Here is a 25,998-nt window from a genome sequence, read left to right on the forward strand (position 1 = left end):
GCGCCGCCATCAGCCGCTCCAGCACCTGCTTCACGTAAGGCAGCTTGTTGTACGTGGTCAGTATGTAGGAAAGGGCGTATGCCATAATGCGAGAAGAAAAGTGACTACAGGCTAAGAAATTGCTTTGAACAAAAATCTTTACCTATTGAGATTTATTACTGTATGAATCGCTTGCTTAAGTAATACTAGGTCAGCAGTAATATCAGCATAAGCTTGCTCAACATTTAATGGTGATCCTAATCTGGAAGGAACCACAGAGTAATAGATTCCAACACTTGATGCCATGGAAAGGTAGCTTGGGTTTAGATACGTTTCGCTCATCATTTCAATAACATTGGTTTTAGGTGCCATAAACATTAAATTAGTCATGTTTGCGCCATGTATACCTATGAACACTGCTGTCTCATACATTGTCTTTACCTGTTCAATGAAGCTCAGATCCTCAAAGTATACAGTTTCAAAGTTATATTTTTGAAGTAATTGAACTACTTCGTCTTCATTTGTTAAATGCCGCCACTGTTGTCGGTTTCTCGACACATAAATGCGGCGTGTAGCTTTAAGTGATGGATCAAGATAATGCTTTAGATAACTCATTATTGCCTCACGCACTTCTCGTACCAGCGCAGGCACCATGTACCCATGGCGACCTGGACGTACAGGCATCCAGAGTTCTGGCACTTGCACCATCTCCCCTGGTTGTATGACGTATTTATTCTCAAAGCCGAGTGCATCTACCGTGTGAGTAACATATTCAGGCGGCGTTGGTCCGGGCAATAAAATTAAACAGTTGGGGTGCTGCTTGCGGAGTAGCGCTAATCGTGGCAATACTTCTGCTATCCAATGGAAGTAATTACCTGACCAACTATCAAAAGCTAAGCCTACAGGCCCTGCTTTTAATTTTGCAATTTCACGACTGCGTAGCTGTCTTAATAAGAAAGTTCCTGTAAACTCCGCTTCCAAATGCGGCTGCGGCAGGCTGGCAACCAACACTCTCAGTCCTTTCGACACAGTGCCATTCCATGCAACATTCACGTTTTGTGCACGATATATAACTTGTCGAAAATTTGGTGTTACTTCAGTAAATACCGCTTTATAAAATTGAAGAAAGTTTGGTGGTACCATTGCAATGTTCAATGGTAATGGACAAATAGCATCAGTAGGAATAGGCGCTACCTCGTGCTCTGAAGCCTTCAGTGGACCACTTAGTGATTGTCCTATTCTACTTAACTGAAAATCGATAATCTTCTTAACTCTTTGGTATTTACTAGGGCGCGGACGAGGCGGTGTAGCCATTATAGTAGAAGCCTATAAAGCATATGCCCCCGACTTACCAGTCAGAGGCATATAGGTGACAACGTTAAGAGACTAAAGCATTCAACTACTTATTCGTGGTAGTTAAATACTTTATGGCCACCCTTCATTAGATAAGCATCTCGCTTAAATAAATTCAAATCTGCCTGCATCATGTCTTGAACAAGAGCTGGCAAATCGTAAGTGGGGTCCATCCTAGCTTCTGCTGGGATTTTGTAGGGTCGCCAATTAGCAATTCAACTTCTGTTGGGCGGAAGTACTTCGGGTCTACCTCTACCACTACTGTACCTTCAGCTACTTGATAATCAGGGTTGCCGCAACGTACTACGCGAGCTTTTTCATTTGCTCCTTCACCTTCGAAAGCTAGCTCTATTCCAACTTCTTCGAAAGCCATCTTGACAAAATCCCGTACGGTCGTAGTAACACCTGTTGCAATAACGAAATCTTCAGGCTCGTCTTGCTGCAATATTCGCCACATAGCCTCTACATAGTCCTTCGCGTGTCCCCAGTCACGTCGTGCATCCAAATTGCCTAGATAGATTTTCTGTTGTAATCCCATAGCAATACGGGCAGTACCACGAGTAATCTTACGTGTTACAAAAGTTTCACCACGTAAGGGGCTTTCATGGTTGAATAAAATGCCATTACAAGCGAACATACCATATGCTTCCCGATAGTTTACCGTGATCCAATAGCCATAGAGTTTGGCCACAGCGTAAGGAGAGCGAGGATAAAAGGGGGTAGTTTCCGATTGCGGTACAGCTTGCACCAAGCCATATAATTCGGAGGTAGATGCTTGGTAAATTCGCGTTTTCTTGGTGAGACCGAGCAAACGTACAGCTTCTAAGATGCGTAACGTACCGATACCATCTGCATTTGCCGTGTATTCAGGTGTGTCAAACGAAACCTTCACGTGAGACATGGCACCGAGATTATATATCTCGTCTGGCTGTACTTCCTGAATTATACGGATCAGATTAGTTGAATCAGACAGGTCACCATAATGAAGCTTAAAGCGAACATTTTGGTCATGTGGATCTTGATAGAGATGGTCGATCCGATCCGTATTGAATAGCGATGAACGTCGCTTGATTCCATGAACCATATAGCCTTTCTCTAGCAGAAGTTCAGCCAAGTAAGCACCATCTTGTCCGGTAATACCAGTTACTAAGGCTACTTTCATATGAGCAGTTGTTGAATTAGATACCAAAATTTGTTGTTGCAATTTGTAATGCGAAGTCAAACCAAAGCTATAAGAAGCAGCAAAAGTACTCTCTCTCAGCTTTGTAAGCAAAGTAGCATGTTAGATTCTCTATTCTGCACCTAGTTGTGCCAGCCGAATACGCTTATCTACCACTTTATGTTATGGTTGTTAGGTCTCCTGTTTACAAAACTTTGTTCACCTCTGCCTTGCGATAGAAATATTCTATTGTATGCGTTTTGTTATAATTAGCCATAAATGTATCGGCTACCTCAAATGCCTGAGGTATCATTGCCTCCATGCTTTCGATAGGCTTTATGGCAGTGCTGTCATAGCCGGTGGGCAGTTTCTGGTTCCCGTTATACTGTTCCCACTTTAATACTTCAAACAGTTTGCGCTTTATTGGTCGTATTGGTGCTTTTAGCATCTCAATCCAGCCTGATTTATATCGCACGAAATCCTGAAAACTATTACTGATAGACTTGTCATAGTAGAAACGCATACGATCAGCTTCCAAGTCACTAGTACTACGCCCTTCTTGTTGATTCATCACCCGATAGTTACTCTGGGGGTTTTCAATGCGAACACTAAGCATAGCCGTGCTCCAAGCAAGATTCACATTCAGACTAGTAATTCGGTATGTAAACTCCGTATCTACCTGTACAACGCCTGTATGAAATAAACCAGTAATGGCTAACGATTTACGTCTTATCAAAAATGGTAAGCCAATCATCCATACTACTTCTTTATTGTCTAGCCAGCGGCGAAAATTATTGGCCACATCTTCATATATAGTGGCTTGGGCTAAATTCTCCAGATGAATCAAACCTGTGTTACCCGATAGTACATCTATTTCAGGATGCTCTAACATAAACTGTTTACTTTCCCGGATAGCTGGGTAGTAGAAGGCATCATCATCGGTGATGAGTTTGATGATCTCCCCGCGCGCCATTAGCATGCATTTATTAAACCCGTGCGCCTCGCCCTTGTCCCGCTCGGAGATGAATTGCTGGATCCGACCGGCGGCATACAGGCCCTGCAGATACTCGACCGTCCCATCCTTGCTGCCCCCGTCCGCCACGACGATCTCTTCATCCTCCTGACGCGCCGCCATCAGCCGCTCCAGCACCTGCTTCAGGTAAGGCAGCTTGTTGTACGTGGTCAGTATGTAGGAAAGGGCGTATGCCATAATGCGAGAAGAAAAGTGACTACAGGCTAAGAAAGTTCTATGTGTGGCTTCCGATTCAACCTCATTGCCAACTAGTAACCCAGCTGCTTTGCATATTCCAGCATCTTCGCACGAGGTCTAATCTTGATAGGCCGTGCTGGCACTCCCACATATATAGTCCAAGGCTCTGTATCCTTAGTCACAAGTGAGCAAGCTCCTACAACACTACCTTCAGCAATCGTTACGTTGGGCATAACTACCACATTGGTGCCAATACCGGAGAATCGAGCACAACGAATTGTTCCGAAGTCAACCGTATCCCGGTATTGTTCGGGCGCGGTTACACTTGTAAAGCCATCGCCCATAAACTGATCTGACCCGCAAATAAGACGACTACCAGCAGCTATAGTCACGAAATCTTCTACGATAAGTGTACTCTGCGCGCCACCTATGACAGTAATATAAGGTGACAGATGTGTGTAGTCGCCGATCTGTGCAGCAGTTGTTATATAAACTCCTGAATCTATCGCAACATGGCTACCTAATGTTACCAGGTGAGGCCGGCGTATTTCAACGTTAGCACTTACAAACACATCTTCACCACAGCCTTTTAACAAGGTAGTATCATACTGCGCGGATTTAATTGGTTTACTCTGATCACTCATACTTGATGAAGGGGAATTTCTTAATAAGGGAATACTGACTCGTAATAGGCAATCGTATTGGCAATACCCTGCTCAAAGTCGGTAAATTTAAAGTCAGGGAACACTTGCCGAAAGCGGGTATCATCCATTACTTTCTTTGGTGCGCCATCTGGCTTGCTATGATCCCACACTACTTTGCCTTGGTAATCAAACTTTGACTGAATGATATCTACCAACTCATTTACACTAAGACCATCATTCTGAGCTAAATTCAAAGGCTTTTCTAAACCCGCCCTATCAGGAAGCAGCATAATTTCCCATACCAAGCGGGCAAAATCACGAGCATATAACCACTCTCGAATAGCTATACCAGTACCCCAAATAGGTAATTCAGGCTGCTTTATTTTTTCAGCCTTTACAAACTTCGATACCAGAGCATTTAGCGCATGAGCCTTATTAGGGTCAGTTGAATCGTGGGGACCATACATATTGGGAGTAAGCAGGTTGATGCTACGTACCGCGTATTGCATCTGAAAGCTTTCAGCAACTGTCCATAGTAGGCGACGCGTAGAGCCATAGGCCAACACCGATCGATGTATATGACCATTCCACCACTCCTCCTCGCGGTATATCTCAGCACTACCTGGGTAAGCGCAGTTTGCAATGGGGTTGATAACAATGGCTAGTGGACAGGCAGCAGCCACAGCCTCATACATACCCATAATCATGCGTGTGTTGTCAGCAATAACAGTTGCAGCCTGCTCTGTCACATAATTAAGACTGCCTACATGCGCAGCGCAATTAATAATGAACTTAGGTCGATGCTTGCTTAAAAACTCCGTTACCTGCTGTGTATCACGCAGATCTAAACCAGTACTTCTGGAGGCCTCAATTGGCTCTACTCCATTTTCCCGCAATACTTCTACAATATTGCTACCCGCAAATCCACTCGCGCCAAATACTACTACTTTCATCTCTACCAGCCTTGCTTAATTGTATTAATAATATAATCTACCTGCTCTATGGTCAATGCGTCATGCAATGGCACATGAATCTGCGTTTCGTCGAAACGACGCTGATTAGTTAGATCCATTCTTTTACCGCCAAAGAGTGTATTTTTATCAATACCGTCGTGTACTACAGAACTGGCTATACCTTTCGCTTTTAAAGTTCGGATGAAGTCTAATCGGTTCTCAACGTGGAAGCCGAATAGCCAGTGCGCGCTTTCTCGGTCAGCTTTGTGATCAAAGAGAGTTACCCCTTGCACATCGCGTAGCCCATCCCGATACTGACGCACTAATTGACGCCGGTAGTCCATGCGTTGCTGGAAACCCTCCAGATTTGCTATACCTAATGCTGCGGCATAGTCACTCAAATGATACTTATATCCAACGTCAGTTAAATCATAAACCCGCTCACCTATTTCGGATACCGGCGAGTGAGCACGGTCAATACCAAACCAGCGACGACGAAATACTTCACGTGTATGAGTTGGGTCAAGCGAGCATAAAGCACCACCATCACCGGTGGTCAGATGCTTAATTGCTTGAAATGAGAAACAGGTAAAATCCGAAATCGATCCAATGGCCCGACCCTTATAGGTGGCACCGGGAGCATGGGCAGCATCTTCGATCACCAGCAAATTGTGCTGCTTAGCTAACGCGTGGATTTCATCCATATCACATGGATATCCTCCCCAGTGCACAGCCATAATAGCTTTCGTACGCACTGTAATTGCCCCTTTTATTGAAGCTGGATCAATGTTGCCATTCTCATACTGAATATCAGCGAAGACGGGAGTAGCTCCTTCCTGTACAACTGCTATAGCAGAAGCAATAAAAGTCTGGGGAGACATTATTACCTCATCACCAGGGCCAATACCCGCTACTGCCATGGCTAAGTGAAGGGCACTGGTGCCACTGTTTAGAGCCGCTGGGCTTACCATGCCTAGCTCAGTCGCCAATAGTGCCTCGAACTCTTTCACTAATTTTCCTTCACTGAGGAAAGTAGTACTCAAAACTTCCGAAACCCTTGACTGAGCTGAGGGATGAACGAAAGTGTTAAACATTGAAATCGAACTTAAAGAAACTGATGCCATAAAATAAGGAACATTGCATTAAGTCTAGTAAACTTAATGTCTATTAAAACAAGTTGTTAAACAGGCATGAGTAATACCTCAGCCATAGATCGGGCATTTACGTGCTTAGAAAACATTTTAATCTGCGATCCATTTAAAAAGGACTCTATACAATCTAAGTATTTTGTGTATTGTTGATAGGTCATTGTTTTCGTGTACTGGTATAATTCCTCATGGTTTTTAAAGTCGCGACGATTAATAAAACAATCTGATGGTACCAGTCTATCTACCTCTTGATGACCCAAATAAATTGGAACGCATCCTGCGGCGAACGAGTCGAATATTTTCTCAGACAAACAGCCAGGAGTATCACCGGTATTTTCATAAGAAATGGAAAAACGATAGCGTTGCAAGGTTTGAATTTTTTGATCTGGTGCAGCACTCCCACGATCAACCCTAGCAAATATTTTCTTGCGTTGGGCCGCTATCAAATTCATGATACCTTGTGGCATCACCTTTCCTAATAGCCCTGCTCCTCGAAAGCTTGAATATACGCTAGAAGAGATGCCACGAGTGTAAAGATCGAACTCGTCAGGGTGGTGCTTAGAGAACCATCTCAGTGTCAGATATCTTTCGTGTAATAAAGATCCTGATCCTTTTGGTGGCTTTGCTACGCCGAATGCAGCAGCCATTAACACACATAGCCTACGATCATTAAAGTCTTGTTCGCTAGGCCGTTTATAAGGAGGGAAATCCTCAAAATCGATAGAAAAATAGAAGTGAAAATAACGTTTATTATCTACACGACTATAATCATATGTGAGAATTTTATCAAAGGACGCGTGATTTTGGGATAACCAATTGTCAGGATAGTAAGTCGCTGGCTCTGTTAATATCAGATGTAATTTCTGACTAGGTCGAGTACGGGTAAAGTTTTGAAAATACAGAGGTTGATCTAAACTTATAATAAGATCAGAATCCTCAGGGGGGTGTATATCTTGTGTAGCGAGATCAACTCCTTTCTTGGCTAACTCATCCCTTAAAGCGACATATAAATACGTATCGCTTTTCATGCCATACAGAGACTCGCCCGAAAAAATCCTATTTTCAAGAAGAACTGGATCCTCTCGAACGTATAAGGTTGCTTTCAAATAAGTTAATTTAGGGAAGGATTCTCTACGAGAAGAAAGCAATTTTTTCACTCTCTAGAGCCCCTCAACGTACAAAAATCTCAAATACTCTCCTTTAAACGACTACTTCCCATTTGACAAGTAAAAGTTTAAAACATTACTACAATTTAGCATATCGCTTTGCTGGAGGAGCCAAAACAAAGTGAATGCAGTGTTCAGAAGAATTGCTGAAGCTGATGCAAATTTAGCATATTTTATCTAGCCTCTACTCAGCGAAGCTAGATTAACCATCAATCATTTAGTATCTAACAGAACAGATCGCCTTCATAATCACTATTTTATCTAGGCGTATTCTCATTAAACATCCTGATAAATATTAGATTAATTATAAATCAGTCAGGATGTTATTCAGTAATGATATATCCGCTACTAAATCAGCTTTATTTGTTACATCACCTTCCATTGCTTGTTTGCAAGGCACATTATAGTAGTGAAGCTGCATATTAGAAGCCATACGATAATAGATAAGGTTCTCAAAGTCGCGATTATCAAGTGACACTAGTTTATCCTCATTAATTAACTCTATTACAGTGGTATTTGGCTGCATAAACAGGATATTGGTCAGGTTTGCGCCATGCATGCCCATAATTACTGAGGCTTCCTGCATAAGCCAAACTTGCTCAGAGAAAGACATTCCTTCGAAATAGATTATCTCAAAATTATATTGTTCCAACAATGGAAGAATAGCTACCTCATTTGCTAAACGCCGATTGCGCTGGCGTGCGCGCGATACATACAAACGTCGGGTTGGAACTGGCGATGGCTGCTGGCCTATGGCCTCAACCACCTCTGTTCTGATTTGGCGCATCAAAGAAGCATCTTGAAAACCTGGAGGTGCTGCGTATTCAGGGAGCAGTAACAGTGGTACTTTAATGATCTGTTTTTCCTTGATTGGCAACAAGCGCTTAAAGCCTACTATATCAGCGGTAATTTTCACATATTCTGGAGTGGGCTCCGGGGTTATTAATAAGCAATTGGGATACAGCTGACGCAAAATCAATAGACGCGGCAATGAATCTGCCATCCAGTGATAGTAATTGTCAACTGACCAAAGATCATGTACTAATGCTGCCTGAGTATCGGTTGAGGGCAGCTGAATATGCGGAACCAACCATTGCTTAAGCAGATAAGAATCCGTGTAATGCTGTTCTTCTCTTATGTGCGGAAGGCCTTTCAAAAAAATCTTTAGGTTTTTGAAAATGATGGTTTGCCAAGAGACACTGACGTTTTTGAGTTTATAAATACTGCGTGCTGGCAGGCCCGTACTTTCTTGAAAATACCTAGCTAGGTTGAGAGGCATATCATTAAAGTTAACTGGCAATTCAGGGGATGATGGGGAAACGGCTGGTAATACTTCGACTCCTTTTTCTTTCCATGCGGGCAGAAACTTATACATTCTCTTTACAGAGGAATCAGCAGACCGCTTAAAAAAAGAATAAATGAAATTAAAAGCCATTATGAGAGTGATACAAAAAATTAGTAATTACTATTTATTATCCATGTACAATTAAATAAATTACAAAATCCTAACACTTTAATAAACACTATTTACGCAAGATGTATTTTACTTTGCTTTTAAATTCTTCCACTATTTTATAGTAATCTATTATATCAGCAAAATTCATTACATAATTAATCACGGTCATTATCTGCTGTTTGCTACTCATCAAGATCATTATATCATTTGTAAGAAGAGCCTTCGCATAACGCAATGAAAGTATCTGCCGAAAAGCCCCCCAGCTCATATATAGAAAGTCTTTAATCAAATTTAGAGTTGGGGTAGATTGTTCTGCGTCGCGTTTCATTAGGGCGCTACGATAAGCGCCCAGTCGGGATGCAGCCCAGACAGGTGAATAGTAAAGCCGGTTCCTATAGTCGGTGGTTAATCGATTAGCTGTCATGTAATGCTCTAGCTTCAGGCTAGAGCAATACCACACTTCATAGCCCAAAAGCTGCGCAACATAGCACAGTTCGTCATCCTCCCCAGCTGTTAGCGTCTTGGTTCCCTGACGACCAGCAAACAGGCTTTTAAAGTTCAGATGCTCCAACTCACGCCATAGCTTCAAGCGAACAAACATCCCTGCTCCCCACAAAATGTTGGCCCCAATGTTTCCGTCGGGTAATGGCTGAACATTCTTTCCAGCCTTGTATATCGGTACTCCAACCGCATAATTGGCCTGAAAAAGCGGGAACCAGCTAGGGGGAGGCACCTCGAACGAGCCTACATTTTGCCCCCCAACTATCGCTACCCGCGGATTAGACTCCAATAAATCGAATCCGATTTGCAAATAGTCGGGCGCCAAGCGGTTATCATCGTCTACAATACAAGCGTATTGGTAGCGTGCTTGGCTAAAAGCAAGCTTAACGGCAAAGTTCTTACCCGGACGTGGTTCCTTGTAAAGGCGCAGTGGAATAGTGGTACCTAGCTGCTTCCAATGCGCTTCGGCCTGTTCGCTGGTACCGTCTGTACAGGCATTATCTACTAAGATAACCTCCCATGGGATACCCGGTTTAACTACCTGCTGGGCCAAACGATTCAGGGTTTCCCCTATGCGTGAAACACTATTATAGGTGCATATCAAAAACGAGACACCAGCCGGCAGTATTTCTACACTTTTATCCTCCGGCTGCATAGGCAACTATTTTGTTTTTATATGGTCAGCATAACATAAGCACTGCACGAAGATAAGCGGGAGAAACAAGTTTATGCTGTAAGTCAGGGATTAAACAAACCTCTTCTTCATCGTATACAACTTATTATTAAATAGTTGTCGAAATAAATTCACCCAAATGCATCTGTAGTTGAGCTTACTATCAGAGCTTCACCCAGGACGTTGGTACAATCATCTCTGATGTGACATTGATCTTGGGAAACCACATATGTGGGGCCACTACCACCTTTTCGGGATTGCGGCCCAGCCAGGCCCCCCACCAGCTATAGGTGCTGTTAGCAATTATATGGTGCTGGCACAGGCTCATCAGGTGCATATCCTCGTGACTGGGCTGCTGGGGGGCATTTTTTACAAATACGCATGGGTATGGAACCTTCAGGTGTTGCTCTGCCCATGCGATATCGTCGGAAAACACATATAGTGTAATACCTTTTCCAACTTTTGCAACTACTTCATTCACAGCGCGCTCATAATACTCGAGCGAGCATACGCTGGCGTACTTCGCAGCTTCGGCTTCGGTCAGATAGTCACCGCGCCTGATGTGCAGAGAAACTGAATCGGTAGCGCGAAGCTGGAGGGCAATTTCCTGCGCAGTTGCGCTAACAAAAGCCGGAAAAACGAAGTCGTTGCGGATAGACTGCCCAATCTCATCAAACCACTTTTCACTTTGCCACAAGCCGTCTATATACACCAGATGCCCCTGAGTTTGCAAAAACTCCGGCTTATAGGCCAGCGAATAATAATCGGTAGTCAGGGAAAAAGCCGGCACCATACCCAGCAATTTCCGGCCTCGGTTGTAGGCTTTGTAGAGGCTCGACTCAAGGTATTGATCACACTGACGCAGCTGTGGCGAGGAGGCAGCTACCATGTGAGGCCCAACAGCCGGGAATATATTCAACTCCAGGGCACGGGGGGTGCTGGTAATCTGGCTACGCTCCAGAAAGCGGAAATCAAACCGCAGCTCCTCTTGCTTCTCCAGTGCCAGTTTTCGGCCTAAAGCATACTGAAACATTTGGTTACCTAGACCACCAACCAACTTTACTATAATCATTTGACTCGTATTATTAGAAGAAGCAGCTAAAATGTTACAGAACTTACTCCTCTGCCAATCCTATTATAGACTCTTCAGACTAATACTTTTATTGGTACAGTTACGCTTTTCTTACTGCGTAAGAATGGCTTTTCAACCAAGTTCCAACTTATATATCCTAATAGGCTAGCGAAGAGCAGGGCTAGTGGAATTAATAGCCATAATGAAACACTAGGTAAATACCAATCTAAAAGCTTCTGTATGGGCCACCCATATAAGTAGAGGCCATAAGAAATATCGTCTATCTTCTGAAATGAGATAAGTGATGGAATGCTTGCAAAAGCGAACCAAAACAGGGCATATGCACCAACAGTCGCTAAACCTAGCAAAGCTAGATCGTGTTGTGTTGTCAATAAAAACAATAAGACTACTGCGGCAATTACTGCCCATCTACCTCGAGCTACTACACCAAACAATTTAAAACAGGCTCCTGCGCTAAAGAAGGCTACAAAATTTATAAATTCTGGAGGGCTGACCAAATACCACTTTTGACCAGGCAGGTTCAGTGTTCTTACTTGATCAGACATTAGCATCAGGCCTAATGCTACAATATATACTATCAGCCAGACACCTTTCTGACGGCTAACCCCAGCTAAACCAAAGAGTAGAGCCAATGCGTAGCATCGCACCTCAAACTCGATGGTCCACATTGCACCGTTCACATAGGGGTAAGCAGTTCCTACAAAGTTAGGAGGAAGCTCCAATGGGTGTTTAAGCTGCACAGCCATGCTGAAGAGCGCTCGATAATTCAATTCATGAAAATATGCCGCTACATCCTGTGCCCCCAGTGGAGCTGCAACAAAAACTGAGACAGCAAACGCAATTACAAACCCTGGAACAATGCGTCGGATACGCTTTTCTATAAAATCTGCTATTTGGGGTCGACGTTGCCAACTCCCTACAATCAGATAGCCACTCAAAATAAAGAATCCTGCTACTGCGAACTCACCAAAACTAATTGTACCAAAAACGCGAGTTAGGAGTTCTCGGGAACGGTCACCATACCGGAGTTCTGGCCCGTGTGCTACTAGTACTAACGAAGCAAAAAGTAGGCGCAGAAAGTTTAAGTTATTGCTATGCGACGCTGTAGGGATCGTATTAGTAGCAGTTTCCATTAATTAAACACCAAAAAATAAAGGCAATAAAAAAAGCGAAGATAAGTAGCGCGTTGCTATTCATGTTCGCTTAATGGTAATACATTGGTAATGCATTACAGAAAGGCTAGCCCATCGTTTTAATCAGTTCCTTGGTGTAAACCTACTTTTGTCTCTCGTCTATACTACTCTACTGTAGCTTAACTATTGGTGCACTATTTGTTAATCTGCCAATAAGTATATCACTTTCGTTCAATCGTATCATTTAAACACACAATCTCATGAATACTATCAAGCACAAACTAGCAAGTGTTGCTTTCCTAGTTAGCTTATGCCTAACGGGAAGCTCAGTACTCGCTCAAAATGCCGTACGAACAGCTGTGCAACAAGGTCATGGTGCTTTCGTTAGCAAAACAGACAAAGAGTACGCAATAGGTAATGCTAGCCTTGGGATTCCAACTTTAGCTCCAGATGCAGTGGTAATGCTCAAACAAGTAAAGTTTGTAATTACACCATCAGGCAATTCCACTTCTGTATTGACTGGTATGTTACCAGCGAATCAGCGCCCAGCGCAACGTATTGTTTTTAATTCTACTCATACAGAAACAGTAGATGGACCAACAAAAGGACGTGTGTATGATACCGTAGCGGTTACAGAAACGGATGGTAGCATTACCTATACTGGTACCCTGAAAGGTAAAGGCAAGGGCAAAAAGTAAGTTACTTGCTAGCCTACTAAATAAAGAAGCCCTGACATATGTCAGGGCTTCTTTATTTAGTAGGCTAGCAAAAAGGTGTACTCAGACAAACTTATATGTCATCTGAACGGTCAGTACTTAGATTCCAGTTCGTCCGCATGCTGACGTTTCCATTTGTTTCAGCTACTGTATGAATTTGATAGGTGTAGCTTTCACCATCTATGACAAGTGTAAATGATTTATTTGACATATGTTTTGTGGTAGGTCTGCAACCAGTAGCTGGGATTGTTCCTGCCCATGTATCGATTTCCCCTTTGGGTGTTACTTTGTGAGTAAGCAATGTCATAGTCACATTGCACCCCAAGTTAGTGGCGTCTGGTCCCTGTTCCCATGTACCACCTATCGCTACCGGATTTAAAGTACCAGGGATATACAGGTTCGACGACTGCACAGTTTGTAATTTAGGAGACACATTTTCTGACTCTTTAGCACAAGCACTAGCCAGAATTCCGCTACCAAAAAGCATAGCAATGCGAAGTAATTGTAGAGCTTTTTTCATTCTAGTAAAATTTTAAGATTTTTTTGAATTATTTATAAATCGAAAGTACAGTACAATTGCTTAATTTAAAATAGATCTTTAAACATTTATATAAAAAAACAGCTATACTAGTTGCATTAGCAATATGAACTATAAAAGATCAAATTGTCCATTTACAACTTACCAAAAAGATTTGTCCTCTACCAGCTATTATACTATCTCTCCACTCACACTCACTGAGGTATAACTTACGGGACCTGAAAAGATCGTCAGCTATAAAAGATGGACTAGTAGTAGCCTACTATTATGGTGATGTATGCTCTACAACGCACCAAGATGAGGTTTCCGCACGCTCCAGACTTTAAAAAGACTTGACTTTCAAAAGTCGGCCAGATACTTATAGGAACCTATAAAACGCTGATTATGTCCAACGTGTCTCATAAGCAAGAGCAAGAAGCCACTCACACAAAGTGTAAAGGCTAATAAGCCTTTAGTAAGTCTGGCTTGGTTGTCTGGGGCCTCTAACCTTTATCCAGCATAGTCTATTAGTACAGCCTTTACTATACCCTAACTATACAGGCGCTTGCACTTTATAGTACATAATATTCTATTCTCCAGAATCTTACGTATTCTTTCTAATTGACAAATTGAAAAAAAGGTCTGCTAATTCAACTAGCTTATTGTGTATGGCCACTTAGCCAGCTGCTATCTTCTGCTTACAAGCGCAGGATTGGATTAAGCTCTTATTAGCTTTCTAACAGTCAGGCTACAGTAAGCACACTTGCTACTGTATATGTTGCTTCCAGAACTCAGGATCGTACTTCTCCCAGGCATGTGATGCCATAGGCAATTGCTTCTTATTAAGCATATATAACACCCTCGGATTAACCTCAAACGCAAAAGCTGTGGCATCCTCCACAGTTGCGATAGTAAACCAAGGGAAAAACGTCTTGACTATAGTTGCCCAATAACCATCTTCATACAGGGGTGTTTCCCACGGCAAAGCGGCATCGTAAGCTCTGGTGCGCCGTTGATACTCATGTTTGGCCACCCGCAATACAGACACCCAATGTTGCGCAACAGTTTTAACGGTTTGAAAAGTCGGCTTACGACCACTAAATATCTCCAGAGCATACAGAACCGTCAGAAAAGACTTTACTTTCCTTAAGGAAAAGCCACCATTACCAACTCCAAGGATGGGGCTTTCAGGGATAGCAGCGTGATAGCCCTCAAACCACGGGGCCCCAATATAATCGTACCCCTTCCTGATGAAGTAATCGAGCTTGTCAGCAAAAACAAAAACGTCGAGCTGGCAAACCAGCATATACTCATAGTTGGCAAAGCATTTATAGAACTCCAGACTTAATAACAGCTGGCTATAGCTTACAAGACCAGTAAAATAGCTTGGGGCAAAATTGAGCGTTCTTATTGAATAACTTTGCTCCAGTTTCGGATAATAGGCTGCCGTGTCGATGCCTTTATGGGCGACCAAAACAATATCATAAGCTCCTAAAACCTTGTACGTTGTCTGTAAGGATTTTATTTCACCAACGCTTAGCTCTGCGTATTGCTTATATACCGGAATAACAACGACAACATTACGTTTCATTTGAGAAAGAGGATCAACTTATTCCAATGACTTCTTAAGTAATAACAAATTCATACGGGTAAACATCTTAATTCCTACCCGAGCTATCACATTAGATTTCCATATCACCTTTAACGCATCTAGGCAGAGTTGCCGCTTACCAGCTAGCTTAGGTAGAATAGCATAAAAAGCTTTCGTTTCTTCAAGAGCTATAGCATCAGCAGATAAATTATTGAGATTAACAGGCAATACATTCTTCCACTTATTATGAAGTTTAATAGTATCGCTGAGCCAGCCATCATTAAAACTACCTTCAGAAAAGTGATTTAATAAGACTTCGTATGTAACAGCTACATCATATTTCTGAAGTACGCTCAACGAGAAGTCAACATCGTAGCAATGGAAACCATTAAAGACGGTATCATCAAACTTTATTTGATTAACAACTTCTCTGGTAGTGCAAAACCAAACACCGTCAACCGCTGCTACTTTAGATAATGATTCGTTTCGTGGATTACTATAATCGTGAATGCTGGAGCCATCCGCTTTATAATGCTGAACAACATTCATATATAAGGTCTTATCTGTAGCCGTAGAAAAGGACCATCCAGAAGGTAATAAAGATTTATAGCTACTACCTGCTACTCCTAGTAATCCTAATTTAGGATTATTTTGAAAAGCATTTACTACCTTCTCTCCCCACCCATTCGTAATAAAGCCAACGTCTTCATGCATAAAACATAAAACATTGAATTGGCTTTTTGAAATTCCTAAATTATAAGCTTGGAATATTGAATATGTGCCTTTGCTATTATCGATATCAATTATCTGGTATGGTAAACCAATAGTTGCTTCTATGCTTTGAGCAGCGCTACTTAGCATTTCTGCGCTACGAGAGCAAATAATAATTGATATCATATCAATTTCGCTGTTGTAATATTCTATGAATGCTACAGAACATTAAGCAAAATCCCTGCTTAGCATCATATCCTGCCAGTATTGTGCCTGAATCTCCGCATCAAACTCATTGGCCCTTGCAATTGATATCTCCTTATTAAAATTGATTTCATTATTACTAACCTTGTGCATAGCCTGGACCAAATCTAAAGTATCAAATGAATCTATTACGATACCCATACCATCTTTAACGAATTCTTTAACTCCCCCGAATTAAAAGAAACAATTGGCAAGCCCAGTGCGGCAGCTTCTATCATAACTAATGGGAAAGGGTCTTCTCTGGAAGTCAACACTAACCCGTCTGCTAATGCTAAATAATCATAATAATCATCGGACTTAGAACCAAGCATAAATACATTTTCAATTCCATAGTATTTTAGTTCTTTTTCTATATAATAGGAATAACCTGATGAACCAAGTCCAAGCCACAATATAGATACTGACTTACCAAGTGATCTAGCAATTAAAGGTATAAGGTCTGTTCCTTTACGATACTCAACAGAGCCTGACATGACCCAAATGAAAGAGCTATTTATATTTAATTTTTTCTTTAATTTTTCTGTATTTTTTTTATCTAAGGCTATTTTACTTGTATCTATACATTCATAATGTAACGCGATATTTGTTCCTCCCATTATCCTAAGTTTATCACAGACTACTTCTGAACAACCTACTAGTAATTTAGCACCTTCTACTGCATTTTTTAAATTATTATACGTAATATGCTGATATACGAAAAGCATGTCGTGAAAGTGAACCACATAAGGCACACCTAATTCTAAAGCTAATGATACTGCCTCAGGACAAAGAACTGTATTTATATACCAAACATCAGGCTTGAACTTATTATGTGCATCGATTACAGATTTTTTATAAGGATCATCAACTTTATTCTTTCCAAATATTCTATTTTTTGCTTTTATAATTACTCTTTGTCCTAGAGTTTGCTTTAAAGGAACATGCGGCAGAAAAAAGGGAACTGACTTAGGCAATTCATCAATAAGAGGGCCTTTCTGCCCACTAAATAATGCACACGAAAATTTATCCTTATTAATGTGCTTAATAGTATACCAGAGCATCATTTCAGCACCATTCCGACCAGCAAAGGGAGTGAAGAATAAAATTCTCATTTAAAATATTTTAAGCAAAACTATTTCTTAATACCAAAATCATTTCCTTTTAAGCGCCTCAGGAAAGGATAAACTATTCCATCTCCCATTACTTGCCTTAGGCCACTAAAGTTGTTGGAAAATAAAAATCTATTAAGTTGAAACTTAGTTTTTCTCTTAATCTCCGGGCTCAAACCAATCATATTTTTATAAATCATATAATGCCTACTTAATGGTATATCGTACTCTATCATGCTTTTTAACCACATTTCTAAAATACTATCTACCATTATACCAGAGAAAAACCTATCAGGCTCTCCATATTTTTTTATTATCCCTAGTAGCTTACTTAGCTCCAAATAATACACACCATTAACGAGAGTTCTACTACGCACATTATTATGATGATGTCTATAAAAATTTAACGGCTCAACAACAAACGCTACTTTTGACACAGCCATAATGCTTGCCCAAAACAACCAGTCGCCCACTAATCTCATTTTCTCATTAGCTGGTTCTACTTGTTGAATAATACTTCGCCGAATTAATACTGCACTAGCATTAGGAATTATATTACGATAAGACATAAATTTTTTTACTAAATAAATGCCATCAATCACAAAATTTGCAGCCCACAAATTGGAATCTAGTTCCGAATACAACTCAGTATTTCTTTTAATCGAATTTTTCTCTTCAAACACATGCCATGAATCACAATAAGCAAGCCCTACGTGAGCATCGGCATCAAGTAGGGCTATTAATTTTTCTAAAAAATATAAGTCAGCGTAATCATCGCTTTCTGCTATCCAAATGTATTCTCCTTTAGCTAGATTAAAACCCTTGTTCCATTGTTTAAAAGTAGTACCACTGTTCTGATCGTTATATACAACACGTATACGCTCATCATTTTTTTTATAGCGTTCAATTACCTCACGACTATTATCAGTAGAATAATCATCCAGAATTATTACCTCAAAATCACTATAGCTTTGATTTAACACAGTTTCAATCCGCTGCGGCAAGTACCTAGCGTGATTGTAATTAGGAATGATTACTGTAACCTTTGGCGCCACTTGATTCATTATAAAATTTACCAAAGATTTTTTTAGTAATGGCTTCTATATGCGAAAATATTCAGCTGCAGATCATTTACAATATTACTACTATTATATTTTTTATAATCGATGAATGGAAATTCCATATAATCCCATGCATGTTTTATATAATAGCGAAATCCAGAGTCAGTCATTATTTTCAACAACTTATCTAACTCTTGTTCTTGCGAAATCGAACTATGATATTCAACAAACATAAGTTCGACATTCTTCAATTCGCTCTGGCAATCAGCTAATACTTCTAACTCAGCTCCTTCAATATCGATTTTTAAAAAATCAACTTTCTCACGCAGCAGATTCTTCAAACGAACTGCTTTGACCTTTTTAATCTCACCTATCAACGTGTCATCACTCACTACCATACCTCCAAGAGAATTATTTGGCAAGAAGCTCAACTCACCATCAGTATTCCATACTGCTGCATTATGCATAACCACATCTGTAAAGCCGAAGGATTTAAGATTACCCTTGCACACTTCATAGATTTTATCATCCGGTTCAAAACCAACTATCTTTGCATTAGGATACAATCTTTTGAAATATATTACACTTAAACCTATATTAACTCCACAATCGATAATATAAGGGTTTTGCTTATCTGCCTTAAATTTATATACCTCGTCAATTAAAACCTCTTCAACATTCTGTATAAAAGAATACGTCCCAATACGATTAATTTCTACCCCGAATATTTTTGATTTAGTAAATCCACTTCTATTCTCACTCAAACCTTTATAGATATAATCGCTGTACTCCTCAAAAGTAATTCCAATAGGCTTGAAGTTTTTGACGTAGTTATATCTACCAATGGTAGTGCGATGCAATAAACTTTTTAAATTCATGGACCTTAAGATTTACTTTCTCAACTACAACCAGTTGTAGCGACCAAATACTACTCCGTAATCATGTTCTCCATGCTTTGACATTATTGAGCCAGCATCGATAACTTTAAAATTACATACATCTTCAACTACATCAAGTTGAGCTATTTTAGGAAGGTTTACAAAAGCATAAAGTGAATAATCTCCCCTAACTAATGTATTTGCTTCAATAACGAGGGAGTAATGCGACTTTTCAATTCTGGTTTCACAGGAGAAGACTGGTCTTTTTCTTCCGTCAAGAATTGTCACAAATATATCACGCCCTTTATTTATGCTTGTTTCACTGGCGTGAAACTTAAAATCAATAATTATCGCCTCATCGTATTGGAAGCTTGCTGAAACTTCTCCCTTAGTATTTCGAACGTGTATTTCGTCAATATAAATCTCACTAGAGTCTTTCTCTATTGAATTTACATATGATGGCGATACTTGGTCATGATTCAAATACCTAGCTACTGTTTCCTTCATAGCACCATCATATTCAACGGTTCCATGTTTCATTATTATGCCATGTGTGCATAACTGAGAAACTGCGTTTAAATCATGGCTAACAAAAAGCACAGTTCGACCATCATTGACACTTACATCCTTCATTCGTCCCAAGCACTTTTTCTGGAAATCGGCATCGCCCACAGCAAGCACCTCGTCTATAATTAGGATTTCGGGTTCGAGAAACGCAGCTACAGCAAATGCTAAGCGCACATACATGCCACTGCTATAGCGCTTCACGGGCGTATCGATATAGCGCTCAACACCGGAGAAGTCTACAATCTCATCGAATTTACTATGAATCTCGGGCTTGCTCATCCCTAAGATTGCCCCATTTAGGTAGATGTTCTCGCGGCCAGTAAGCTCTGGATGAAACCCGGTACCTACTTCGAGTAGAGAAGCAATGCGTCCTTTGATCTTTATGCGCCCGGTGGTAGGAGCAGTTACTTTAGAAAGGATTTTGAGCAACGTGGATTTACCAGCTCCATTACGTCCAATTATGCCTAGCACCTCGCCCTGTTTGACCTCAAAATTCACATCTTTCAGTGACCAAACGTAGTCGCTTTGTCCTTTTACCGTGCGATCGTTGCTTTCGCCTATTTTGGCAAAAGGATCTTCCTGACCACGTAAGCGCGCCCACCAACGATTTAGGTCGTGGGTGAGGGTACCTGTGCCAATTTCGCCCAGACGGTAAAGCTTCCCTAGCTCCTCTATTTTAATGGCAATATCACTCATGAACAGCGAAGCAATCATTACCAGGAAGCTAATTTGCCCCCCAGCCTTGTTTATACAGTGTCAGTAAAGCTCTTTTGAACCTTGTTGAAGATGATAGTGCCTAATAAGAGCACGAGCAAGGATATGAGCAGACTATAACCCAGGCCACCCCAGCTAAATGTACCAGAACCCAAAAACGCATACCGGAATGTTTCGACGATAGATGTCATTGGGTTGGCTAGAATCAGCCAACGGTACGCTATAGGAAGGCTTGACAAAGGATATATTACAGGAGTAGCATACATGAGCAACTGCACTCCGAAAGTAAGTAGAATAGCTAAATCGCGGTATTTGGTAGTCAGGGCGCTAAACGTCATACCAAGCCCTAATGATAGTAGCGCCATGATTACCACGAGTAACGGGGTAAGCACTATCAACCAGTTAGGCTGAACCTTATCACTAAAGATTAAATAATATCCCCAGACAACGATAAACAAAGTAAACTGCGTACCAAAGCGAACGAGGTTGGAGATAACAATGGCTAGCGGCATTGTAAGGCGTGGAAAATACACCTTACCGAAAATGTGGGCATTGTCGCGAAAGACCGTAGAAGTAGCCGTTAGACTTTGCGCAAAGTAATTCCAGATAGTAATACCAGAAAGATAAAACACTAACATTGGCAGCCCATCAGTAGATAGCTTGGCTACGTTGCCAAAGATGATGATGAAGGTGAGCGTAGTAAGTAAGGGCTGAACAAAAAACCAGATAGGCCCCAGGATAGTCTGCTTATAGGTTGACACAAAATCCCGGCGCACAAACAGCAGCACCAAGTCGCGGTAGCGCCAGAGATCTTTAAGTCCCAGATCGAGCAGACGAGTCTGGGGGCAATTATTTCCGTCCACTCCTCTGCCTCCGTTTTGGTTACGGAGTTCGGCGCTTTCATCACTTCTGCTGTTTCCATCGCGCTGATTAAATCACGGAACGTTTACGGTGTATTGATGGCCTTATTTTACCTAAGGCTGACTATTTCCTTGTTAGGAGTTTGGCCAAGACTTAAGCAGATACTGCGGTCATGTTCTTTTGCTCATGCTGCATAAAGTCTTGATATACAGCCTGAATCCCTTCTTCCAACCCAATAGTGTAGCGCCACCCCTTGGAGGCTAGCTTGCTCACATCCATAAGCTTGCGGGGCGTGCCATCGGGGTAGTCAGTATTGAAGCGAATGGTTCCCTGGTAGCCAACAGTGCGTTGAACGAGCTCGGCTAGCTCACGAATGCTAAGATCTTCCCCTGTACCAATGTTCACGAGGCCTGGCTCATCATAGGTTTGCAGCAGGTGGAAGCAGGCATCCGCCAGATCATCCACATGCAGAAACTCGCGGCGTGGGGTACCGGTTCCCCACACTTCTACCTCGGGAGTGTTCTGGAGCTTGGCTTCGTGAAACTTACGAATCAGGGCTGGCAGTACGTGTGATTTTTGCAGATCGTAGTTGTCGTGCGGGCCGTAGAGGTTAGTAGGCATAGCCGAGATAAAATGGCTGCCATACTGGCTGCGGTATGCATCACACATTTTGATACCTGCGATTTTGGCAATCGCGTAGGGCTCATTCGTGCTTTCCAGCTCCCCGGTCAATAAAGACTCTTCTTTTAAAGGCTGGGGGCTAATTTAGGATAGATACAAGATGAGCCCAGGAACAACAGCTTCTTTACCCCAAATACATGACTTTGATGAATTACATTCACCTGAATCATCAAGTTACTGTATATAAAGTCGGCGCGGTAGGTATTATTTGCATGAATGCCTCCTACCATAGCGGCGGCAAGGACAACATACTCTGGCTTCTCAGCTGCAAAAAAAGCTTCCACAGCGGCCTGGTTACGCAGGTCCAGCTCAGCTGATGTACGTACCAGCAAGTTGTTATAGCCAGCCTTTTCAAGGCGACGGACGAGAGCAGAACCAACCATACCGCGATGGCCAGCTATATATATTTTGGCGTTTTGGTCCATTTAAGATTTCGTGCAGTAATGCAGTTATAAAGAACGAGGAAGGCAGGATGTGCTAAGTCTAGATGAGCAGGAAGTGACAAGCTATTTGCGCCACCAATCAAGATCGGGTAGCCGCCCGTTGCTTAGCGGGGCCATTTCGGGTTGCAGGCGCTTAACCATACTGCCAGGCAACAGCTTTTTGATGAGGGGATTGACAGTAGCCCCCAGAATTACCCGTCGAGTGCGGGGGCTATAGCTGAGCAGTCGGGGCAGCTTGCGCATTGCCAATGGTCTGGCTAAGGCCGGATCAACCTTGCCGGCCCAGTTTACTTCCCAATAGGCATATAAGTTTCGTCGCTCAACGCTGGTGAGATGAAACCGTTGGCCATACACCGCATCAGCTTCGCAGCTTTCCACCATTTTCACCAAGTTGGGGTACCATTTTGGCGAGGTAGATGTGCGCTGCTCGGGGTGAAGCTGGTATACTGCCAGCATAGCAGGAATGGACTGCCCAGCAGAATGATGTGCTAGCCGATACCACAAATCAATATCGGCGCACATATCTACTTCTCGGCGCATAGCTCCTACTTTTTCCAGCATATCACGCCTTACAAACGTAGCGTGCTGCGGAGGTATGAACTGAAAGAGTATGCTGTGCGGAGTAATAGAGCCCGTAAAAGAGTTGGCGTATGTTACCTGATTGTCCAGATCAATGGCATATTCGCCCCCCGAGATAAATCCTGCTTCCGGGTGCTGTTCAAAGCCAGTTGCCATGTGGCGAAATGCATTCGGCAAATAATAGTCGTCACTGCTCTGAATAGCAATGACTTCACCCGTAGCCTTGGCCAAGCCTTTTGTTACAGCGTCAACGTACCCTTCATCCCGGGCCGACCACCATATAATCTGATTATCGTATTTCTGGAGCACATTAACGGTAGAATCAGTGGATCCACCATCCGAAACAATAATCTGCACTTGGCCGGGGTAATCCTGCCGGAGAATGCTCAGTAAAGTCCGCTCAATAAAATGCCCCTGGTTCCAGGATGGAATAATGACGGAGATGGAGGGGAACTGCTGCATCCAGATTACATTTCTAGGTCAGGGACTTTACATCTGCCAGCCACAGACTAAGCAGTTCGAGTTCATCGGGCAGCACGATGCCTTCTTTCTCCAAAGCAGTATATGCGTTATAGAGATTATCGGCTACGGAAACGGCAGGGTCCAGCGCGGCCTGTACAGTAGCAATTACGCGATTAGGATGCAGGTAGCATGGAATCTCCGATTCAAAGTCCTTCACATAATCATGAGGATTACGCTCCTGAAGCACAGTGGCTTTAGTAAAACCTAAGCGGTAGCCGTGAAGCCACATGATGGGCTGCGCTACCAGACCGCGCAGGATATCGGTAAAGCGAAAGGTGACGTAAGCCGGCAAGTAGAGCAAGGGGAAAAGCTCTTGCCGAAAGGCTGTATTTTGAGAGTTAAAGGGGCAAAGCGTGCCTTCTGCCAACACCACCGGCTCGTGGTTATCAAAAAAACATTCGGTGTTGTCTACTAAGCGGTAAATAGCATCCACATCCGGATCGCCATCAGCGAGACCTTGCCATACTCCGATCTTACTGGACTGGCTTTGAAGATCTTCCTCTTGTAATACGTGTGCTTTAGAGTTAATCAGATCCAAGGGCAAACCCCGCGGCCAGATATGCTGTTTGGTGAAGGTCTTGTATATATTAACAAACCCTTTTTCACTCTTCGAAGTCAGAAAATTGCCTTCCATTGCTGGAAAGTCCCAGCCTTCATAAGGAATGTTATCATCGTCTGTGTCGATAATAACCTGGGCACCCTGCTGCATAGCATGCAGATAGCCCATCATTTTACGCCCGTAGTGGTTGTAGGGCAACTTAGCCGACATCTGCATACCCATTGCCTCCTGATCGGCTACGGATAAATAGGTTACATTATCAGTGCTCCAATGCGCGGGAGACTTTTTGTCGCCGGCAACTACCAGTTGATAGTCGGCCAGAGTAGCGAATTTTTTTACTGCCTTCGTTGGGGCGAAAATAGAAGTGATGACAATTGAAGACTTCAACGAAGACATAAGCAGGTATAAGATTATACAAAAGAAGTTTACGATTTAAGACCTTACGGGTATTGCTCGCAACTCATATTAAATGCTGGTTTTGAGGCGCAAAGGTACAATGTTTTTATTTACGCATTATTTTGTACTGCTAGGGGCAACCTACGCGTAACAGAAACACAACAGGCTTTTGCCCGCCGGATAAGCCTGTAAGATAGGTTCTCGCTTTGATTTTACAAGTGTTCGAAAAAGCTTCGGATACCTTCTACTACAGCTGTTACCTCTTCCTGCCGCATACCCGGCCACATGGGCAAGCTCAACGACGTTTTAGCTAACTCCTCTGCAATGGGGTAGGCTCCCTCCTGAATGCCTAAGTGGGTATAAGCTCGTTGGAGATGAGGCGGTACTGGATAATGAATCAACGTACCTATACCCTGTTCCTGCAGATAATGCTGTAGCCTGTCGCGGTGGGTAGTACGCACCACGTATAGATGATACACGTGTGTTGCTCCTACTGCAGTAACCGGCAGAATAAGGTCTCCTACTCCAGCTAAGTGCTGGTTGTAAAGTGCCGCCACTGTACGGCGCTGCTGTGTCCAATCCTGTAGATAAGGCAGCTTCACATTTAATACTGCTGCCTGCAGCTCATCGAGGCGAGAATTATAGCCTATAACCTCGTTGTAGTACTTTTGCTGAGAGCCGTAATTGCGCAGCGTGCGAATTTTGCCCCCAGAATCTCGTCATTCGTTGTCACGGCACCCGCGTCGCCGAGGGCCCCCAGGTTTTTTCCTGGATAGAAGCTGGTACCGTTTACATGGCCGAAGCTGCCCGTCATCTGTCCTTGCCAGGCAGCTCCCTGCGCCTGCGCATTGTCTTCGACCACCCATAGACCATATCGCTGTGCCACTTCCATAATGGCAGTCATCTCACATGCCTGACCGTACAGATGGACTGACATAATGCCTTTTGTTTTGGGAGTGATGGCCGCTTCCATGCGCCTAGGATCTATGTTATAAGTCGCGGTATTAGGCTCTACCGCAACTGGTGTTGCGCCAACAAAAGAAATGGCCAGCCAAGTAGCGATGTAGGTGTTGCTGGGCACCAGTACTTCGTCACCTGGCCCAACATTCAAGGCCAATAGTGCCAGATGCAGGGCATCAAGACCGTTCGCTACCCCTACACAGTGGTTCACCTCATTAAACGCGGCGTAGGCGGCCTCAAAAGCTTTTACCTGGTCCCCTAGAACATACCATTGCTTATCATAAACGCCTGCAATTGCAGCAAGTACTTCCTCACGAATGGGGTCATGCTGAGGCGCAAAAGATAGAAACGGAATATTCATTATAAGTTGAAGTTAGCAATGAGAAAAGCCGAATAGCTGCAGAATAAGATGAAAACTTTGG

21 protein-coding genes and 3 pseudogenes are annotated in these 25,998 nt (G+C 42.6%); 1 reads left to right on the forward strand and 23 read right to left on the reverse strand.

Annotation, left to right across the window (positions count from 1 at the left end; genetic code table 11):
• Nucleotides 1-138: 138 nt before the first annotated feature.
• The 11 genes and pseudogenes from H9L05_RS02355 to H9L05_RS02405 form a co-directional block, all read right to left on the reverse strand.
• On the reverse strand, nt 139-1,293 hold the full coding sequence (locus H9L05_RS02355) for a glycosyltransferase family 61 protein (RefSeq protein WP_187732875.1): 1,155 nt from the start codon (nt 1,291-1,293) through the stop codon (nt 139-141).
• Between the two features lie 89 nt (nt 1,294-1,382).
• Nucleotides 1,383-2,494 (reverse strand): annotated as a pseudogene (gene gmd / locus H9L05_RS02360) (GDP-mannose 4,6-dehydratase).
• Between the two features lie 202 nt (nt 2,495-2,696).
• Entirely contained in the window at nt 2,697-3,701 is a 1,005-nt protein-coding gene (locus tag H9L05_RS02365; protein ID WP_187732876.1) for a glycosyltransferase family A protein, read from the reverse strand.
• A gap of 71 nt (nt 3,702-3,772) precedes the next feature.
• Nucleotides 3,773-4,345, reverse strand: coding sequence for an acyltransferase (locus tag H9L05_RS02370; RefSeq protein WP_187732877.1), 573 nt, complete (start codon nt 4,343-4,345; stop codon nt 3,773-3,775).
• A 20-nt stretch (nt 4,346-4,365) separates the two neighbouring features.
• A complete protein-coding gene (locus H9L05_RS02375; RefSeq protein WP_187732878.1) occupies nt 4,366-5,298 on the reverse strand; it encodes an NAD-dependent epimerase/dehydratase family protein in 933 nt (310 codons plus the stop codon).
• A 2-nt stretch (nt 5,299-5,300) separates the two neighbouring features.
• Nucleotides 5,301-6,422, reverse strand: a complete 1,122-nt coding sequence (locus H9L05_RS02380; RefSeq protein WP_187732879.1) for a DegT/DnrJ/EryC1/StrS family aminotransferase — start codon at nt 6,420-6,422, stop codon at nt 5,301-5,303.
• A 56-nt stretch (nt 6,423-6,478) separates the two neighbouring features.
• A complete protein-coding gene (locus H9L05_RS02385) occupies nt 6,479-7,552 on the reverse strand; it encodes a glycosyltransferase family 10 domain-containing protein (RefSeq protein ID WP_187732880.1) in 1,074 nt (357 codons plus the stop codon).
• A gap of 364 nt (nt 7,553-7,916) precedes the next feature.
• Nucleotides 7,917-8,987 carry a glycosyltransferase family 61 protein gene (locus H9L05_RS02390; protein WP_187732881.1) on the reverse strand — a complete coding sequence of 357 codons (1,071 nt, stop codon included), beginning with the start codon at nt 8,985-8,987 and terminating at the stop codon, nt 7,917-7,919.
• A gap of 148 nt (nt 8,988-9,135) precedes the next feature.
• Entirely contained in the window at nt 9,136-10,224 is a 1,089-nt protein-coding gene (locus tag H9L05_RS02395) for a glycosyltransferase (RefSeq protein ID WP_187732882.1), read from the reverse strand.
• Between the two features lie 181 nt (nt 10,225-10,405).
• Nucleotides 10,406-11,314, reverse strand: a complete 909-nt coding sequence (locus H9L05_RS02400) for an alpha-1,2-fucosyltransferase (protein ID WP_187732883.1) — start codon at nt 11,312-11,314, stop codon at nt 10,406-10,408.
• A gap of 74 nt (nt 11,315-11,388) precedes the next feature.
• Complete coding sequence (locus tag H9L05_RS02405) at nt 11,389-12,468, reverse strand: acyltransferase family protein (protein WP_187732884.1); 1,080 nt, start codon at nt 12,466-12,468, stop codon at nt 11,389-11,391.
• A 260-nt stretch (nt 12,469-12,728) separates the two neighbouring features.
• Here H9L05_RS02405 and H9L05_RS02410 point away from each other — a divergent pair, with 260 nt between their 5' ends.
• Entirely contained in the window at nt 12,729-13,166 is a 438-nt protein-coding gene (locus H9L05_RS02410; protein ID WP_187732885.1) for a hypothetical protein, read from the forward strand.
• Between the two features lie 91 nt (nt 13,167-13,257).
• Here the strand turns inward: H9L05_RS02410 and H9L05_RS02415 are convergent, their stop codons facing one another.
• From H9L05_RS02415 to H9L05_RS26655, 12 genes and pseudogenes are all read right to left on the reverse strand, one after another.
• On the reverse strand, nt 13,258-13,704 hold the full coding sequence (locus H9L05_RS02415; protein WP_187732886.1) for a hypothetical protein: 447 nt from the start codon (nt 13,702-13,704) through the stop codon (nt 13,258-13,260).
• Nucleotides 13,705-14,467: 763 nt separating this feature from the next.
• A complete protein-coding gene (locus H9L05_RS02420) occupies nt 14,468-15,292 on the reverse strand; it encodes a DUF5672 family protein (RefSeq protein WP_187732887.1) in 825 nt (274 codons plus the stop codon).
• Between the two features lie 18 nt (nt 15,293-15,310).
• Nucleotides 15,311-16,189 carry a glycosyltransferase gene (locus H9L05_RS02425; protein WP_187732888.1) on the reverse strand — a complete coding sequence of 293 codons (879 nt, stop codon included), beginning with the start codon at nt 16,187-16,189 and terminating at the stop codon, nt 15,311-15,313.
• Between the two features lie 206 nt (nt 16,190-16,395).
• Nucleotides 16,396-17,358 (reverse strand): glycosyltransferase family 4 protein, encoded by a 963-nt coding sequence (locus H9L05_RS02430; protein ID WP_187732889.1) that lies wholly within the window; start codon nt 17,356-17,358, stop codon nt 16,396-16,398.
• Nucleotides 17,359-17,378: 20 nt separating this feature from the next.
• Nucleotides 17,379-18,419, reverse strand: coding sequence for a glycosyltransferase family 2 protein (locus tag H9L05_RS02435; protein ID WP_187732890.1), 1,041 nt, complete (start codon nt 18,417-18,419; stop codon nt 17,379-17,381).
• Nucleotides 18,420-18,442: 23 nt separating this feature from the next.
• Nucleotides 18,443-19,294, reverse strand: coding sequence for an FkbM family methyltransferase (locus H9L05_RS02440; RefSeq protein ID WP_187732891.1), 852 nt, complete (start codon nt 19,292-19,294; stop codon nt 18,443-18,445).
• Nucleotides 19,295-19,318: 24 nt separating this feature from the next.
• Complete coding sequence (locus H9L05_RS02445) at nt 19,319-20,557, reverse strand: ABC transporter ATP-binding protein (RefSeq protein WP_187732892.1); 1,239 nt, start codon at nt 20,555-20,557, stop codon at nt 19,319-19,321.
• Between the two features lie 50 nt (nt 20,558-20,607).
• Nucleotides 20,608-21,438 (reverse strand): ABC transporter permease, encoded by an 831-nt coding sequence (locus H9L05_RS02450; protein WP_187732893.1) that lies wholly within the window; start codon nt 21,436-21,438, stop codon nt 20,608-20,610.
• Between the two features lie 151 nt (nt 21,439-21,589).
• Nucleotides 21,590-22,542, reverse strand: a pseudogene (locus H9L05_RS02455) (GDP-L-fucose synthase family protein).
• An 81-nt stretch (nt 22,543-22,623) separates the two neighbouring features.
• Entirely contained in the window at nt 22,624-23,601 is a 978-nt protein-coding gene (locus tag H9L05_RS02460; RefSeq protein ID WP_187732894.1) for a glycosyltransferase, read from the reverse strand.
• Nucleotides 23,602-23,614: 13 nt separating this feature from the next.
• Nucleotides 23,615-24,616 (reverse strand): STELLO glycosyltransferase family protein, encoded by a 1,002-nt coding sequence (locus H9L05_RS02465; RefSeq protein ID WP_187732895.1) that lies wholly within the window; start codon nt 24,614-24,616, stop codon nt 23,615-23,617.
• Between the two features lie 212 nt (nt 24,617-24,828).
• A pseudogene (locus tag H9L05_RS26655) lies at nt 24,829-25,937 on the reverse strand (DegT/DnrJ/EryC1/StrS family aminotransferase).
• Nucleotides 25,938-25,998 lie beyond the last annotated feature (61 nt).

Source organism: Hymenobacter qilianensis, assembly GCF_014489555.1.
Lineage (GTDB): Bacteria > Bacteroidota > Bacteroidia > Cytophagales > Hymenobacteraceae > Hymenobacter > Hymenobacter qilianensis.